This is a genomic window from Flavobacterium tiangeerense (genome assembly GCF_007830355.1).
Taxonomy (GTDB): Bacteria; Bacteroidota; Bacteroidia; order Flavobacteriales; family Flavobacteriaceae; genus Flavobacterium; species Flavobacterium tiangeerense.
Genome location: NZ_VLKO01000002.1, coordinates 244,215 through 260,475, shown reverse-complemented (window position 1 = coordinate 260,475; position 16,261 = coordinate 244,215). Strand labels below are relative to the sequence as shown.

Annotated in this window: 13 protein-coding genes, 1 pseudogene and 1 riboswitch; of the genes and pseudogenes, 6 read left to right on the top strand and 8 right to left on the bottom strand. The window is 32.4% G+C overall.

Features of this window, described 5'->3' with window-relative positions; all coding sequences use genetic code 11:
• Positions 1 to 42: 42 nt before the first annotated feature.
• A riboswitch (TPP riboswitch) is annotated at positions 43 to 138 on the bottom strand.
• A gap of 37 nt (positions 139 to 175) precedes the next feature.
• The 6 genes from IQ05_RS02815 to rplM form a co-directional block, all read right to left on the bottom strand.
• Positions 176 to 745 (bottom strand): DNA-3-methyladenine glycosylase I, encoded by a 570-nt coding sequence (locus tag IQ05_RS02815; RefSeq protein ID WP_144889615.1) that lies wholly within the window; start codon positions 743 to 745, stop codon positions 176 to 178.
• Positions 742 to 1,395 carry a queuosine precursor transporter gene (locus tag IQ05_RS02810; protein ID WP_144889613.1) on the bottom strand — a complete coding sequence of 218 codons (654 nt, stop codon included), beginning with the start codon at positions 1,393 to 1,395 and terminating at the stop codon, positions 742 to 744. Before IQ05_RS02810 ends, IQ05_RS02815 begins: the two co-directional genes overlap by 4 nt.
• Positions 1,396 to 1,542: 147 nt before the next feature.
• A complete protein-coding gene (gene tsf / locus IQ05_RS02805) occupies positions 1,543 to 2,505 on the bottom strand; it encodes a translation elongation factor Ts (RefSeq protein ID WP_144889611.1) in 963 nt (320 codons plus the stop codon).
• Between the two features lie 125 nt (positions 2,506 to 2,630).
• Complete coding sequence (gene rpsB, locus IQ05_RS02800; protein ID WP_144889609.1) at positions 2,631 to 3,410, bottom strand: 30S ribosomal protein S2; 780 nt, start codon at positions 3,408 to 3,410, stop codon at positions 2,631 to 2,633.
• Between the two features lie 237 nt (positions 3,411 to 3,647).
• Entirely contained in the window at positions 3,648 to 4,034 is a 387-nt protein-coding gene (gene rpsI / locus IQ05_RS02795) for a 30S ribosomal protein S9 (RefSeq protein ID WP_086453662.1), read from the bottom strand.
• Positions 4,034 to 4,489, bottom strand: a complete 456-nt coding sequence (rplM, locus tag IQ05_RS02790; RefSeq protein WP_114754884.1) for a 50S ribosomal protein L13 — start codon at positions 4,487 to 4,489, stop codon at positions 4,034 to 4,036. Before rplM ends, rpsI begins: the two co-directional genes overlap by 1 nt.
• A gap of 319 nt (positions 4,490 to 4,808) precedes the next feature.
• On the opposite strand from rplM, the gene IQ05_RS02785 reads away from it, so the two are divergent.
• The 3 genes and pseudogenes from IQ05_RS02785 (at position 4,809) to IQ05_RS02775 (ending at position 8,862) form a co-directional block, all read left to right on the top strand.
• The gene (locus tag IQ05_RS02785; protein WP_144889607.1) at positions 4,809 to 5,831 is read left to right on the top strand and encodes a LacI family DNA-binding transcriptional regulator; all 1,023 of its coding nucleotides are present in this window, start codon (positions 4,809 to 4,811) and stop codon (positions 5,829 to 5,831) included.
• 357 nt (positions 5,832 to 6,188) lie between these two features.
• Positions 6,189 to 7,094, top strand: a pseudogene (locus IQ05_RS02780) (IS1595 family transposase).
• A gap of 1,006 nt (positions 7,095 to 8,100) precedes the next feature.
• A complete protein-coding gene (locus tag IQ05_RS02775; protein ID WP_144889605.1) occupies positions 8,101 to 8,862 on the top strand; it encodes a hypothetical protein in 762 nt (253 codons plus the stop codon).
• Positions 8,863 to 9,193: 331 nt separating this feature from the next.
• On the opposite strand, the gene polA is transcribed toward IQ05_RS02775, so the two are convergent.
• Entirely contained in the window at positions 9,194 to 12,034 is a 2,841-nt protein-coding gene (gene polA / locus IQ05_RS02770; protein ID WP_144889603.1) for a DNA polymerase I, read from the bottom strand.
• A 291-nt stretch (positions 12,035 to 12,325) separates the two neighbouring features.
• Here polA and IQ05_RS02765 point away from each other — a divergent pair, with 291 nt between their 5' ends.
• The 3 genes from IQ05_RS02765 (at position 12,326) to IQ05_RS02755 (ending at position 15,601) form a co-directional block, all read left to right on the top strand.
• Complete coding sequence (locus IQ05_RS02765) at positions 12,326 to 13,819, top strand: hypothetical protein (RefSeq protein ID WP_144889601.1); 1,494 nt, start codon at positions 12,326 to 12,328, stop codon at positions 13,817 to 13,819.
• 177 nt (positions 13,820 to 13,996) lie between these two features.
• Positions 13,997 to 15,232, top strand: a complete 1,236-nt coding sequence (locus IQ05_RS02760) for a metallophosphoesterase (protein ID WP_144889599.1) — start codon at positions 13,997 to 13,999, stop codon at positions 15,230 to 15,232.
• 72 nt (positions 15,233 to 15,304) lie between these two features.
• Positions 15,305 to 15,601, top strand: a complete 297-nt coding sequence (locus tag IQ05_RS02755) for a thioredoxin family protein (protein WP_144889597.1) — start codon at positions 15,305 to 15,307, stop codon at positions 15,599 to 15,601.
• A 10-nt stretch (positions 15,602 to 15,611) separates the two neighbouring features.
• On the opposite strand, the gene IQ05_RS02750 is transcribed toward IQ05_RS02755, so the two are convergent.
• On the bottom strand, positions 15,612 to 16,253 hold the full coding sequence (locus IQ05_RS02750; RefSeq protein WP_144889594.1) for a polysaccharide deacetylase family protein: 642 nt from the start codon (positions 16,251 to 16,253) through the stop codon (positions 15,612 to 15,614).
• Positions 16,254 to 16,261 lie beyond the last annotated feature (8 nt).

The window sequence follows — 16,261 nt, the reverse complement described above, 5'->3', positions numbered from 1 at the left end:
ATACTTTAGGAATGGCTACGAAGGTACCCAAATATGGTACAATGAAGTCATCTTACTTTTCCCTACGCTAGTATGAACTAGATCAGGTTCAGAGGGTAAAATCTCAGCCTACCGTGGTAGACACCCCTAAAGTGTGAAGCAAATGTAATGAAAATTATGAATTATAAATTATAAATTATGAATTTCGTTTCCAACAATTTTCTACATGGTCATTAATCATGCCTGTGGCCTGCATAAAGGCATACATAACGGTGGAACCTACAAATTTAAAACCCCGTTTTTTTAAATCCTTACTTATTGCATCCGAAAGTGGCGTTGTGGCAGGGACTTCTTTTAAGTTTCTTGGGGAGTTGTTAACGGGTGTGTGATTTACAAAAGCCCAAATGTATTGTGAAAAACTTCCAAATTCTTCTTGGATTGTAATGAAATTTTGAGCGTTGGTCACAGCCGAATAAACTTTGAGTTTGTTGCGAATGATACCTGCATCTTGTAATAATTCTTGAATTTTATCATCAGAATACTGGGCGATTTTTTTATAATCAAAAGCATCAAAAGCATTGTAGAAATTTTCTCTTTTGTTCAAGATAGTAATCCAACTTAGGCCTGCTTGAAAGGTTTCTAGCAGTAAAAATTCAAATAGAGTAGTGTCATCATATACGGGAACACCCCATTCTTCGTCATGGTATTTCATGTATAAATCACTGGAATGACACCAGCCGCAACGTATTTTATCAGTTATAATCATTCTTTTTCGGTGGCTAAATATTTTTTAATAGTGCAGTGACCTAGGTAAATTAAGGGAGTTAAGAGTATGGCTGTGCCTAGCTTAAAGGTATAGCCAGTTAAGGCTGAGGTTAGGAAGGTTTCAAAGTTGATTTTGCCGGGCAACCAAAATGCAATTCCCAATACGATAAAAGAATCAAACAGTTGCGAAATTATGGTGGAACCCGTAGCTCTAAGCCATATTTTTTTATTTCCGGTTCGGTTTTTAAAAAACCAAAAAACAGTAACGTCTATTAATTGTGATATAAGAAAAGCAATGATACTGCCCACAATAATCCACATACTTTGACCGAAAACGGCGGTAAATTGAGTATCGTTCACAGGGCTAATTCCTTTGGCTGCTGGAATACTCATGGCCAGCAGTAAAATAATAAACGAATACGCAATTAATCCAGCTGTGATTAGGGATAATTTTTTCACTCCTTTTTCGCCAAAATAATCGTTAATTAAATCCGTAGTTAAAAAGACAATCGGCCAAGGCAAAATACCGATACTCATTACAAACGGACCTATTTGTATCAGTTTTCCACCAATCAATTCAGCAGTGACGGCATTAGTGATAAATATTCCAGAAAGGATGATAAAGACAACTTCTTTTTTGGTTTTAAACATAGAATAAGCTTTTTCCAAATTTAGTCATTTTATTGAAATTTTAGCTGAAGGTAATTTCAAATAAAAAACCCCATTCCAACAAAATTGAAATGGGGCTTTGTATTAAAAAATGAAATCAAATAGCAATTATTTGAAATCAAAATGTGGCTATCCTAATGCAGCTCTTTTGAAACCTGTAATTTCAACATTGAAATCTTTAACGTAATCACCAACTTTTTTACTATCATCTTTGATGAAATTTTGATCTAGCAAAGCTTTTTCTTGATCTAAAGTAGTGTTGTCAGAGATAAAACGTTGAATTTTACCTGGAATAATTTTATCCCAAATTTGTTCTGGTTTACCTTCAGCTTTTAATTCTGCTTTTGCATCTTCTTCAGCTTGTTTGATAACTTCTTCAGTTAATTGAGAGAAAGAAATATATTTAGGAACATTTTTTAAAGTTTTTCCTAAACGTTTTGCTTCTTCATTTTCTTTTTCGATTATTGCAATACGAGCAGCTAATTCAGAATCAACAAAAGCAGGATCAAAATCTTTGTAAGATAAAGTATCAGCTCCCATTGATGCTACTTGCATAGAGATATCTTTAGTAAGAACTTCTGCATTTGGTACAGCAGCAGAAATAGCAGTTAATGCAGCAATTTTGTTAACGTGAACATAAGATCCAACAAAAGCACCTTCTAAAATTTCAAAACCACCGATTTCGATTTTTTCACCGATAACACCAGTTTGCTCAATCAATTTTTCAGCAACAGTCATTCCGTTGAAATCTGACGCTAAGAACTCTTCTTTAGAAGAGAAGTTAATTGCTTTTTCAACTAATTCTTTAGCTAAAGTTACGAAAGATTCATTTTTACCTACGAAATCTGTTTCGCAGTTTAAAGTAATGATAGCACCTTTAGTTTTATCAGCATTGATAAAAGATACAGCAGCTCCTTCAGAAGACTCACGGTCAGAACGGTTAGCAGCAACTTTTTGTCCTTTTTCTCTAAGGTTTTGGATTGCTTTATCGAAATCTCCATCAGCTTCAACTAAAGCTTTTTTACAGTCCATCATTCCGGCACCTGTAGTTTGTCTTAATTTATTTACGTCTGCAGCAGTAATTGTTGCCATAATATTTTGATTTTTAATGTTAAAAGTAAAAATTCCAATCTTTAAATCCCAAATTCCAATGTTATCAGATAGTTATTTTCTGATTTTGGAATTTGGAATTCAAAATTTGGAATTCAAAATTTGATTTATTCTTCAGTTGCAGTTGCAGCTGGAGCTTCTGTAGTTTCAGCAACTGGAGCAGCAACTTCAGCAGTAGCTTCAGTTTCTTTTTCAGTACCTCTATCAGAAAGTCCTTCGATAATTGCAGATGTAACTAAAGTTAAAATTTTATCAATTGATTTAGAAGCATCATCATTTGCAGGAATTACATACTCTACTTCACGTGGATCAGAGTTAGTATCAACCATTGCGAAAACTGGAATGTTTAATTTTTGAGCTTCTTTTATAGCGATGTGTTCTGCTTTGATATCTACTACGAACAATGCAGCCGGTAGTCTAGACATGTCAGCGATTGAACCTAAGTTTTTCTCTAATTTAGCACGAAGACGATCTACTTGCAAACGCTCTTTTTTAGATAAAGTCATGAAAGTACCATCTTTCTTCATTTTATCAATAGTAGCCATTTTTTTAACAGCTTTACGGATAGTTACAAAGTTAGTTAGCATTCCACCAGGCCATCTTTCAGTGATGTAAGGCATGTTTGCAGCTTTTGCTTTTTCAGCAACGATGTCTTTTGCTTGTTTTTTGGTAGCAACAAATAATATTTTTCTACCTGATGCAGCGATTTTTTTCAAAGCTTCATTAGCTTCTTCAATTTTTGCTGCAGTTTTATATAGATTGATAATGTGAATACCATTACGTTCCATATAGATGTAAGGAGCCATGTTTGGGTCCCATTTTCTAGTCATGTGTCCAAAGTGTACACCTGCTTCTAGTAAGTCTTTAACTTCTATTTTGTTTGCCATTTTGTTCTAGTTTACGTTCTGTTGATTAGCAATAAGCTTCTTTGATACGACTTTAGGCTTTTGCCTTTAAGACTTTCGACTTATTTAGATGCTAAACTATTTCCTACCTCGGTAGGAGAGCAACAACAACTGTGTTTTTAAATTTTTATGTTAAATTTATTTTAACATATTTCAGTTTAAGCTGATAATAATACCAGCGTTTGAACTTGATAATCTGAAAAATAACCAGATTGAATATTAACGCTTAGAGAATTGGAATCTCTTACGAGCTTTCTTCTGACCGAATTTCTTACGTTCAACCATTCTTGGATCTCTTGTTAATAAACCTTGTGGTTTAAGGATTCCTCTGTTTTCAGCATCAACTTCGCACATTGCACGTGCTAATGCCATTCTTACAGCCTCTGCTTGTCCTGTTGAACCACCTCCGTAAACATTAACTTTTACGTCAAAGTTGCTTACATTTTCTGTCATAGACATTGGTTGTAATACTTTGTACTGTAAAGTTGCAGTTGGGAAGTAAGTTTCAAATGCTTTTTTGTTTACCGTGATTACTCCTGTTCCTTCTGAAACGTATACACGTGCAACAGCGGTTTTTCTTCTACCGATTTTGTGAATAACTCCCATTACTTAAGATCGTTAAGGTTAACTGTTTTCGGTTTTTGAGCGCCTTGTTTGTGCTCTGAACCTACAACAACATTTAAATTTCTAAAAAGCTCTGCTCCTAATTTGTTTTTAGGCAACATCCCTTTTACAGCTTTTTCAACTAATAATGCAGGGTTTTTAGATTGCAAAACTTTAGCAGTTAAAGTTCTTTGACCTCCTGGGTAACCAGTGTGACGGATGTATGTTTTTTCATCCATTTTGTTACCTGTAAGGTTAATTTTTTCTGAGTTGATAACAATTACGTTATCTCCGCAGTCCACATGTGGTGTGTAACTTGGCTTGTACTTACCTCTTAAAATCATTGCGACTTTTGAAGCAAGACGTCCTAAGTTGTGACCATCTGCATCTACAACAATCCACTCTTTTGTAACTGTGGCTTTGCTTGCTGACTGTGTCTTGTAGCTTAATGCGTCCATAATATTTTTTTAATTAAACATTCCATCCCCAATAAAGGGGTTGCAAAAGTACAATTAATTATTTTAAATACAAATACCTTAAAAGATTATTTTGTTGTGTGCTTAGTACTGATTATCAAATGTATATTAATATTTTTTTTGCGTTTTATAATTCATCTTTTTTAAATTGGTTTTATTCTTCTATTTATTGTTCTTTATTGGTGCATTTTTTTTGTTGTTACAATTACTTTTTTGAACTTAATGCGTTATTTTTGTCAATAGATTGAATTTTTTACAAATTATACTATCTTGTACTTTAACTTTATACTGAATTTTTAATATGAAAGCCAAAGCAACTTTAAAACAAATCGCGAAGGAACTTAACGTTTCTGTTTCTACCGTGTCTAAGGCATTAAACGATAGTCCAGAAATTAGTGAGCTAACGAAGGTTAAAATAAAGGAATATGCGAAGCTTAAAAACTACAAGCCAAATATTATTGGGTTGAATCTTAAAAATAGAAAGACAAAGACTATAGGCGTTATCATACCTAACATTCTTAATTCTTTTTTTGCCAAAGTATTTAGTGGTATTGAGAAAATAGCTGATGAAAAAGGGTATAATGTGATCATGTGTATTTCTAATGAATCTTTGGATAAAGAAGCACATACTCTAGAAATGTTAAGTAACGGTACTATTGATGGTTTTATAGTGTCTGTATCTGAGGAAGCTCAAAAAGCTCAAGATTATCAGCATTTCACTACCATAATTAATGACGGAACTCCTATTGTAATGTTTGATCGAATTGCGGATGGGGTAGACTGTGATAAGGTAATTGTAGATGATTTTGATTCGGCACTTCATGCAACACAACAACTTTTGAACTTGGGTTGTAAAAATATTGCCTTACTTTCTTCTATTGATAATTTGAGTGTGGGTAAATTAAGAACTGATGGCTATTTAAAAGCACTATCTAATAACGGTATAGCTGTCAATCCTGATATTATGATTAGAACAGACTCAGAACTTGATCTTAAAAATAAAATTGATTCTATATTTGAAAATCCAATTGATGGAATTTTTGCATTGGATGAGAATGATTCAGTTGCAGCATTAAGAGTTGCGTTAAAAAAAGGATTTAAAGTACCCGAAGACATTTCTATCATTGGTTTTGCTGATGGTATTTTAGCATCAAGAAGGCTTTCGCCAAGTTTAACTACAGTTAGTCAACACGGTATAGAAATAGGCGAAGTAGCAGCCAAGTTGCTTATTAAGAGGTTGGAATCAGAGGAAGAGCATCTTCCTTATGTAACAAAGGTGATTAAAACCAAATTAAAAGAAAGAGAGTCGACACGTGTGGTGTAGATTGATATATTTTAAACTTAAATAAAAAATCTCTAATTGCTTAATTACAGATTTTTTCATTTGTAGTCTATCTTTTTAATGAGCTTCTTGCTTTTCTGTCCTGGACCCTAAATTGTGTTCTAATTAAATGTTAATTAGATTTTTTTTAATTTAGTTGTAAATTATGGACTTAATAAGCAGTTTGTTTTAAAATATGTTTATTCTTCATTTTGAAATTTTAAACTTGTTAAAAAAAATGTTAATTTTTTTATTTGTTTTGTGTTTTATATTTTAGATATTCTTAAAAGTTTATTATTTATATTGTCAGTAATTACCTGCAATTAAAAGAAAAACTATTATATTTGATAAAAAAAGCAAATGATTTTATTCAGTTTTACAGCAAATTTTGGCAGTGAAGAATCTTGTAGGCTTCATTTTAAAGAAGAAAGAGACAAACAAGGCGTTCAATGCAAATGCGGAAGCAAAGAGCATTTTTGGATAAAAAGTGTGTGGATTTATGAATGTAAGAAATGTAGAAGTAGAATTTCTTAAAGAGGCGGAACAATAATGCAAAGTTCCAACTTATCATTTTTGATTTGGTACAAAACTATGTTTTTAATGACTGCAACTAAAAAAGGTTTTTCAAGTAAAGAAATTCAAAAACAACTTGGACTAAAGGGATACGAACTAGTTTGGGCAATGGTTCATAAATTGCGAAAAGCAATGGGTAATAGAGATGCACGTTATACTTTAGAAGGAATGATAGAATTTGACGAAGGATATTTCACTGTTGAATCATCAGAAATAGAGCAAGAAAAAGGTCTTCGTGGTCGTGGCGCAGTGGGGAAATCTAACGTGGCAATTATGGCCGAATCAACTGTTTTAGAAGATGTTGAAACTAGAGAAAAATCAAATCAATGTAGATGTTTTAAAGCAAAAGTTTTGAAGGATCATACTTCTGAACAGATAAATGAAACGATTGTAGAATCTATCTCTGAAAAAAGTATTCTTTTTACAGACAAAAGCACTTCTTATATTGATATTGCAGACTATGTTGAAATACACATAACAGAAAAATCAAATAAAGAAACTACAACAGAAACTTTAAGATGGGTTCACATAGCAATTAGTAATGCAAAACGCAATTTTCTTGGAAATTACCATAAAATAAAAGGCAAATATTTTCAATTGTATCTAAATGAGTTTGTTTATAAGCTTAATAGAAGGTATTTTGAAGAAAAACTATTCGACAGGCTAGTAATTGCTGGTATTACAGGATTATGACAGAAAACGGACAATCAATATTTTTTTAAATAACCTGGAAACATAATACGGTATTTCATGTGTTTTTTCCATTTATTATCCAACCTCATTATTAACTAACAAAGCTGTATTTCATATATGATCTAATAATGTAGATTTTATTTTTAATTGTTTTATTTATCATTTCCCCTCGAATTTAAACTTCAATTATTGTTACAGTTTCTAATTTTTCCATAATATCCTCTCCATATTTTTTTGCTAAAATTCCATTTTCTTACAAGATAATGTTGATCAGATTTTTTATATCATTTATTTTGGCAACTATAAATATTAAAATTATTCGGAATTCGTATTACGTTGATTCTTAATGTAAAATCAAAATAAAGCTAAGTTGCTATTGAACATTCATTTATAGACCTAATATTAGTATATCATATTAAATGAATTCATGAAACTATTTGACCAGCTCCAAACAAATGGTGTGTCTTTTTTAAATAGCATATCAGTTAAAAGGAGTTGCATTTTTTCATTCAAAATAGATACAGTTTGTTTTATACCTTTTAACAAACTAAAATAATATCATAATCTCCTTGCAAATTTTGTCGTATTGTTACGATGAATAGTTATCTTTTTTTTAGGAATCCAAAAGTCTTTAGTTATAATTTCTAATGTAATTAATGTTAGATTTTGTAGCAATTAATGCAATTAATTCTGTGTAAAATAATTGTATGGAGGATTTTTTGATATTTAACTTTATTTACACTTTAAGTGTAAAACTTCGCTAAACTTCAGTTGTAGTTTTGGCATATAGAATTTCTTAAGAATCATTTTTAGATTTTTATGAAGATTTACAAATCGATATTAACATTGGCATAATATAGAAATAATAATATTAAGCCAGCCTTGCAAGGATGTTGTAAAGAGGAAGTAAAATTAATGGGGCGGAACAAATTAACTTAAACTAAATTCTTAAAGTTTTCGTCCATAAATGGGGTTGTTTATTACTCAAAAAGTAACTAATTTTAAAATGAAAAAAAATAAAATAACTATTGTATTAGCGACTACTATCGCTGTAAGTTTATCATTTTTGTTTTCTTGTACTTCTGAAATTAATAAAGATGAGGAGATAATTTCTAGTAAATATCGACTTGATGAATTTTCCAAAAAAACAAGTTTAACAAACTTTGCAGCCAACCATGCAATTTATAATATTTCACTATCTATACTTGAAGCAAATAAATATAAGGTAATTACTGAAAGTTATGATTTGTCAACTGTAAATAAAACCTTAAAAAATAATTATTTTATAACATTGACAAAAAATTCTGTTGCATTAGAGACAAATGTAAATGGAAAGTTTTATAAATTTATAAAAAATGATATTAAAAACGAGGCTTCTTTTCAAGTTAAAGATCAAGTATTTTTACTAGATGATTTATTTTTTCAATCTATAAGCAAAGAAGATGATGATGTTTTGAACAAATTAGTTTCAATTTTTATTGAGCTTTATGATAATAATGCTACACGCTTAAATTCTAATGCTACAAAAAAAGTTGCCAACTTAATAGCTGGGAAATCGGTAAGTTCTTGTTTAAAGTTTGAATCAGCTCTAGGTGCGACAGCAACAGCCTCTAAATTGAGAGCTAGCCTTGATGCAAAAGAATATATCAGTGACGGTAATAGTGATTGTACAGCTATTGGATCAGATACTTCGTGTGCTATAGATAGTCATGTTTGTGTTACAACTGTAACAATGGCCTGTTCTAGTTCGTGTAGTTGGTGGAACTAATTTAAATATAAAATATTATGGTAGAAATTCTTTTTATGATTCTCGTGGTTTTTTATTTTGTATTCTGGATATACTCCTTGTATACGGTTATAAACTTAACAACAGTTTCTTCAGTAACTAAAATGCTTCTTATTCTTTCGCTAATTGTTTTACAACCATTGGGTCTATTAGCTTTCTGGTTGTACAAAATTTTAAGCAATAAAAAAGCTGTCGCAATTTAGAAAGCTCATTATAATTTTTAAGTGTTCCTTAAAAACGAATATTACATTATAAACCTCAAAAAAAATCTCTAATTGCTTAATTAGAGATTTTTTATTTGCGGTATATTTTATTAATGTGCTTCTAGCCAGTCTTTACCGGTGCCAATTTCTACTTCCAGTGGCACAACAAGTTGGAAGGCATTTTCCATTTCATGTTTAATCATGGGCTGTATTTTTTCTAGCTCATCATTATGCACATCAAACACAAGTTCATCATGTACTTGCAATAACATTTTGCTTTTCCAATTTTCACTTTTCAACCTTTTATGAATATTGATCATTGCAATTTTGATAATATCGGCAGCACTTCCTTGAATAGGAGCGTTTACGGCATTTCGTTCCGCACCACCACGCACTATGGCGTTTTGAGAGTTGATATCTTTTAAATACCTACGACGTCCCAAAATGGTTTGTACATAACCATGATCTCTAGCAAAGTCTACTTGATCCTGTATATACGATTTTAATTTTGGATAGGTTTGGTAATACGCTTCAATCAATTCGGCACTTTCTTTACGGGACAGACTAGTTTGGTTGCTGAGTCCAAATGCTGATACACCATAAACAATCCCAAAATTTACGGTTTTGGCATGACTTCTTTGTTCGCGAGTTACTTCTTCAAGTGGAACGTTAAATACTTTTGATGCCGTTGATTTATGAATGTCTTCGTTGTTTTGAAACGCTTTTATCATATTTTCTTCTCCACACAAAGCTGCAATGACGCGCAATTCAATTTGTGAATAATCGGCAGATACTAGGGTGTGATTTTCATCTCTGGCAACAAATGCTTTCCTAATTTGGCGACCACGTTCGGTACGTATTGGGATGTTTTGTAAATTAGGGTTATTAGAACTCAATCGTCCAGTAGCTGCAACGGTTTGCATATAATCTGTATGGATGCGTTTAGTAACGGCATCTACTTGGTTCGGCAAGGCATCTACGTATGTGTTTTGCAGTTTAATCAATTGTCTCCACTCTAGAATGTCCTTTACAATTTGGTTTTCTGGGGCAAGATAGCTGAGTATTTCCTCGCCAGTAGCATATTGCCCTGTTTTGGTTTTCTTTTGTTTAACTCCACCAATTTTTAATTTGTCAAATAAAATATCTCCTAATTGTTTCGGTGATGCCAAATTGAATTTTTCACCTGCAGTTTCATAAATGCTCGCTTCTAATATTTTGATATCCTCATCAAGTGTTTTAGAAAGCGACTTAAGGAAATCTACATCAACCCGAATACCTTCTTTTTCCATATCGGCAAGTACTTTTACCAATGGGATTTCAATTTCTTCAAAAAGTTTTTTGGTTTCGGTTTGTTCTAGTTCTTGGGTGAAAATATTTTTAAGTTGCCAAGTGACATCAGCATCTTCAACGGCGTATTCTTTAATTTCTTCGAGAGCTACGTCACGCATTGATTTTTGATTCTTCCCTTTTTTTCCAATAAGAGCCTCGATAGATTGTGGCGAATATTTTAAATAAGTCTCGGATAAGATATCCATATTATGACGCATATCAGGATTAATTAGATAGTGCGCAATCATGGTGTCAAATAAATTTCCTTTTACTTCTACCTTATAATTTGATAAAATTTTCAAGTCGTATTTTAAATTCTGACCAATTTTTTCAATACTTTCATTTTCAAAAAATGGAATGAATTTATCTATCAAAGCTTGTGCTTCTTCTTGATTTTCTGGAAACGGAACATAAAATCCTTTCCCTTTTTCATATGAAAAAGAAATTCCCACTAGTTCTGCATGCAGTGCATCAAGACCAGTAGTTTCGGTGTCAAAACATACTGAAGTTTGTTTTTGTAAATTTTGCAACAGTAATTTTAGGCCTAAATCACCTTGAATAATTTGATAGGAATGCTCAGTATTTGTTAGCGTACTGTAAAATTGATTTCTATTCTCATCTGAAGTACCGTCTTGATCATTCGATCCAAAAAGATCAAATTGATCATCATTCTTTGTTGGCTTCTTATAAAGTTTGGCATCTGTTTCGGCTCCGTTATTTTGTGCAAGCGGAGATGGACTTTTAAAAATAGCATCAAATTGCTCAGCCATTCTTCTAAATTCCAGTTCATTGAATAAGGCGTCTGTTTTTTCTACATCGGGCTTAGAGAGCTCATAGTCATTTTCATTAAAAACCACTGGGCAATCCAGTAATATAGTTGCTAATGTTTTAGATAACAATCCTTTTTCTTTATTGGCTTCAATATTCTCTTTCATTTTTCCTTTTAGCTTGTCTGTATTTGCTAAAAGGTTTTCCATGCTGCCAAATTCTTTCAAAAGTTTTTTTGCTGTCACTTCACCTACGCCTGGTAAACCAGGAATGTTATCGGCAGTATCGCCCATCATGCCAAGAAAATCAATAACTTGTTCAGGTCTTTCAATTTCAAACTTAGCCAAGACTTCGGGTACACCCCAAATTTCAATACCGTTTCCCATTCGGGCTGGCTTGTACATAAAAATGTTTTCAGAAACTAGTTGTGCAAAATCCTTATCAGGTGTAACCATAAAGACCTGGTAATTCTCTTTTTCAGCTTGCTTAGCAATTGTTCCTATTAAATCATCGGCTTCATAACCACTCACCTCTATAATAGGTATGTGCATGGCCTTGAGTAATTCTTGAATATAAGGTACGGCAATTTTTATCGCTTCGGGAGTAGCATCTCTGTTGGCTTTGTATTCTGGGAAAAGGTCATTTCTTAAAGCGCTTCCTCCCTTATCAAATGCTACAGCAAGGTGATCTGGTTTTTCACGTTTTATAACATCCATCAATGAATTCATAAAACCCATAATGGCTGATGTGTCCATACCTTTTGAGTTAATACGTGGGTTTTTGATAAAAGCATAGTATCCACGAAATATTAATGCGTAAGCATCAAGTAAAAAAAGACGTTTTTGTTGAGACATAGTAGTTTTTTTGTAAAGTTCAAAAGTACAAAACTTGAATGAGTATGAACCTTAGCTTTTTTAATTTTTATGGATTTGTATTTTATTACACCTTGGCTAGAATTTTTAGGATAAATAACTTTAAAAATAAAAATGCTACTCACTTATTGTAAGATTTATTACTTTTAAATGAGATAATAATGTATTTAGTCGGTTAAAAATGCATTTAATCGATATTTTATTTTTATATTTACAATAAGTTTAAAACCAAACAATGTTGTAGTTTTTTAATATCTTAAATACATTTTGATCATGAAAGAAAATTATTTTACAAAAAGAGTGTTTCAAGTTGCTCTATTATTTTTCTTGATACTAGCAGCAAATACTTTTGCACAAGTAGGTGTAGGAACTATTACTCCTCATGCAAGTTCAGTACTTGATGTTTCGTCAACCACTCAAGGAATGCTTACGCCAAGAATGACTACAGCACAGCGCTTAGCCATTGCATCTCCAGCCGATGGATTAATGGTTTATGATACTGATTTGAAATCATTTTATTATTACAACCAGGCAACACCCGCTTGGACTGTTATTAATAGCGCTAGCACCGGTCGCCTAAAGTTTAAGCGTATTAAATCTACGGATGTATTAGCTACTGTTTTAGCTACTGAATTAGCCGCTGGTGGTGGTGCAAAATATGTTCTCGATAGTGGTACGTATTATGAAATAAATGGGATTATCAATTTCAATTTCCCAATTGATTTGAATAATGCTTATTTGGTGGGGTTAGATGCAAATGAAGATGTATTATTTAAATCCAGTGGATTCCTGTTTGAAGGAGCTACGGGAGGGACAATTAAAACTCTTACTATTTCTGGAGGAAGTTCTGTTTTTAATTTGGTGGGAAGTGGCAATACTCAAAGTATTATTTTTAGAGATGCTATTGTTGCAAACTCTGCTAATGTCGGTACAATCAGTGGTTTTGGCTTAGTGTTTTTCTCAGTGATTAATTATGCAGCAAACGTAACAGGGATCACCTACACCAATAATACTCGAGTTCTTTTGAGCAATACAGCATGGTTTGGTAATAATACAGGTACTTTTGAAAAGTTTACAGGTACATTTTCTTTGATCCAAAAACAAGGTGGTTTCAGTGAAGTAAATGGCACTGCGGTTGGGGTAGATGTAAGTGCAAACCCAATTATAACGGGTGATGCTGTCATGGAATCAGTTGTTTTTACTGGAACTAATACTGTAGGCTATGTCAGTCGCTATGGCACGGGTAGTTATACAGGGTATAATTTTAATAATAGCTGGAATGTAAGGTGCGCTGGAATACCAACTGAAACCGATGTAAATGCAGCTGGAGATTTTACTTTTGATTATGCTGTAGGTGCGGGAGCTACAACAAGTTTTTCTGGGGTAGCCAACCAGCCAACAGGAATTATTAAAGTTGCAGGTGTTTCAACTTCAACAAATTTATTTCGTTTTGCTACGGGTGGTTTAAGTAATAGATTAATTTATGAGGGAAAAAAGAAAAGATTGTGCCAAGTAACGGGTTCAATTTCATTTCAAGTACCAGCAATAGGTACCTATATAATTTATGTTGCTAAAAATGGAGTTTCGCTTTCTCAATTTAAAATATATGGTCGTGGTGGAGCTGCAAACGATATAGTAGTAGTGCCAATTAATGCATTGGTAGAGTTAAACAATTCTGACTATATTGAAGTCTGGGCTCAAAGATATACAACAACAAATAACGGTGATAGTATTTTAACTCCTAATTTGTCTTTAGTAGTAAAATAGAATATTTTGAAATTTCCAATAACCACGTTATTTTGTTACAAATAATGTGGTTTTTTATTGGTGCTTATTTCTATATAATCCTGATATTTTTTTTGAACCTTAACAAACCGTTAAATTTTATTTAATACAAGTCTTGTTTGCTTTTTTCTTTTGTTATTTTGCTTCAAATATTTTCAAATGATTTTTCGTGTAGTCTTATTGTGTTTGTTTCTTTTGGTTTTAGAAATTTATACTTTCCAAGTTTTTAAAACCATCATTAAGAACAAGTCCATTTTATATAGTATTCAAATTGCTAGTGTTGCTTTTTCAATATACATTGTTTACGCCCTAATGCAATTTGATAGGAGCGTAGGACAAACACAAAAAACAATGTTCACTATGGCGTTGTTGCTTTTGGTTTATCTTCCTAAAATTATTTTTACAATTGTACTTTTAGGAGAAGATTTGTATCGGCTAGGTGTGGGGACTTTGAACTATTTTTCAAATTATGATGAAAGCAAAGATTTTTTTAACTCACGTAGAAAATTTGTGAGTCAAATAGGTTTAGGTCTTGCTGCTGTACCTTTTCTGTCCCTTATATATGGTATTACAGTTGGTAAGTATAATTATAAAGTAATCAAGCAACGTATTTTTTTTCCGGATTTACCAGATGCCTTTGATGGATTTACGATTACGCAAATATCAGATGTTCATAGTGGTAGTTTTGACAATCCAGATAAAATACAACACGCAATTGATTTGATTAATGCTCAAAACTCAGATTTGATATTGTTTACAGGAGATATTGTAAACACGCATGCCAAAGAGATGCACCCTTGGATAGAAACGTTCAATAAAATCGATAAACACGAGTACGGTAAATTTTCTGTATTAGGGAATCATGATTATGGGGAATATGTAACTTGGAAAACCGAGCAAGAAAAAGAGGAGAACTTTGAGGATATAAAAAAGCTTTACGGACAGATAGGCTTTAACTTATTGCTTAATGAGCATACTTTTATAAAGAAAGGCAATGATCAAATAGCTCTTGTAGGTGTTGAAAATTGGGGTCACAATTTTAAACAAGCTGGAGATTTAGACAAAGCATCTGGATCATTACAAAAACAAGATTTTAAAATACTTATGAGCCATGATCCTTCACACTGGAACAAAGTGGTTCAGCACGATAAAAGACATTTTCAACTTACGCTTTCTGGCCATACTCATGGAATGCAATTTGGTATTGAAATTCCAGGTTATTTCAAATGGAGTTTAGTGCAATACGTATATGAACAATGGGCGGGTTTATACGAAAATGTTGGTAGGTATGTTTATGTAAATAGAGGTTTTGGTTTTCATGCCTATCCTGGAAGAGTAGGAATCATGCCGGAAATAACTGTAATTGAACTAAAAAAAGCCCCTAATGTGGCATAATTCGTTAAAAATGTTACATTTGTATATTATCAATCTCTTTTATTTCATTTAGAAAACTAAATATTAAGGTTTATGTCAAAATTTGGAGAACTTTTACATACGCAAGTCCCAGTATTAATTGATTTTTATACGGATTGGAATGAATCTTCGGTAGCCATGCATCCTGTTATTAGAGATGTAGCAGCTGCTCTTGGCGATAAAGCTAAAGTGATAAAGATAGATGTTGATAAAAACCAAGAATTAGCAAATGCACTGCGAATTAAAGGACTCCCAACATTGATGATTTACAAGCAAGGCCAAATGATCTGGAGGCAATCTGGAGAACTTGATGCAAATACTCTTATCAGTATTGTTCAAGAACAGTATTAATAATTATTTCCTATAAAACTTTCGCTTCATAGTTATTGTCTTGTAAATATTGTAAGGTTGCAGGTAAAACGTATTTTAGTTTTTCAAATGCTTTTATACTATCGTGAAATACAATAATACTGCCTGGCTGCAGGTTCATAACTACATTCTTCAAACATTCTTGCTCTGTAATATTTCTATCAAAATCAGCGCTTAATACATCCCACATAATTATTTTGTAGCCCAATTTTAATAAAGCTCTAGACTGAGCTGTTTTTATTTTGCCGTAAGGCGGACGAAAAATTTTAGAGTCAGAATTGTAATTCCTATTCTCGTCTATTATTTCTTGACAAAGCTGCGTATTGTCAATGTAGTTTTGCGTTGATGTCTTCCATCCGTTTAAGTGGTTGTAGGTGTGATTCCCTATAGTATGGCCTTCACTTATGATTTTTTTGAATATATCGGGATATTTACGAATGTTATCACCAATACAAAAAAATGTAGCTTTAAAATGGTGTTTTTTTAACTCCTCAAGTACCCATGTCGTTACTTCGGGGGTGGGACCGTCATCAAAAGAGAGATATACCACTTTTTCTGTACTTGGAATGTCCCAAATCCATTTTGAGAAAAGTGTCTTAATTAGTTTATTAGTTTTTACCCAGTACAATTTCATCTCAAAAA

Excerpts from the sequence above, each read along its gene's own strand:
- IQ05_RS02815 (WP_144889615.1), bottom strand. The coding sequence starts at position 745 with ATGATTATAACTGATAAAATACGTTGCGGCTGGTGTCATTCCAGTGAT.
- IQ05_RS02810 (WP_144889613.1), bottom strand. The coding sequence starts at position 1,395 with ATGTTTAAAACCAAAAAAGAAGTTGTCTTTATCATCCTTTCTGGAATA.
- tsf (WP_144889611.1), bottom strand. The coding sequence starts at position 2,505 with ATGGCAACAATTACTGCTGCAGACGTAAATAAATTAAGACAAACTACA.
- rpsB (WP_144889609.1), bottom strand. The coding sequence starts at position 3,410 with ATGGCAAACAAAATAGAAGTTAAAGACTTACTAGAAGCAGGTGTACAC.
- rpsI (WP_086453662.1), bottom strand. The coding sequence starts at position 4,034 with ATGGGAGTTATTCACAAAATCGGTAGAAGAAAAACCGCTGTTGCACGT.
- rplM (WP_114754884.1), bottom strand. The coding sequence starts at position 4,489 with ATGGACGCATTAAGCTACAAGACACAGTCAGCAAGCAAAGCCACAGTT.
- IQ05_RS02785 (WP_144889607.1), top strand. The coding sequence starts at position 4,809 with ATGAAAGCCAAAGCAACTTTAAAACAAATCGCGAAGGAACTTAACGTT.
- IQ05_RS02775 (WP_144889605.1), top strand. The coding sequence starts at position 8,101 with ATGAAAAAAAATAAAATAACTATTGTATTAGCGACTACTATCGCTGTA.
- polA (WP_144889603.1), bottom strand. The coding sequence starts at position 12,034 with ATGTCTCAACAAAAACGTCTTTTTTTACTTGATGCTTACGCATTAATA.
- IQ05_RS02765 (WP_144889601.1), top strand. The coding sequence starts at position 12,326 with ATGAAAGAAAATTATTTTACAAAAAGAGTGTTTCAAGTTGCTCTATTA.
- IQ05_RS02760 (WP_144889599.1), top strand. The coding sequence starts at position 13,997 with ATGATTTTTCGTGTAGTCTTATTGTGTTTGTTTCTTTTGGTTTTAGAA.
- IQ05_RS02755 (WP_144889597.1), top strand. The coding sequence starts at position 15,305 with ATGTCAAAATTTGGAGAACTTTTACATACGCAAGTCCCAGTATTAATT.
- IQ05_RS02750 (WP_144889594.1), bottom strand. The coding sequence starts at position 16,253 with ATGAAATTGTACTGGGTAAAAACTAATAAACTAATTAAGACACTTTTC.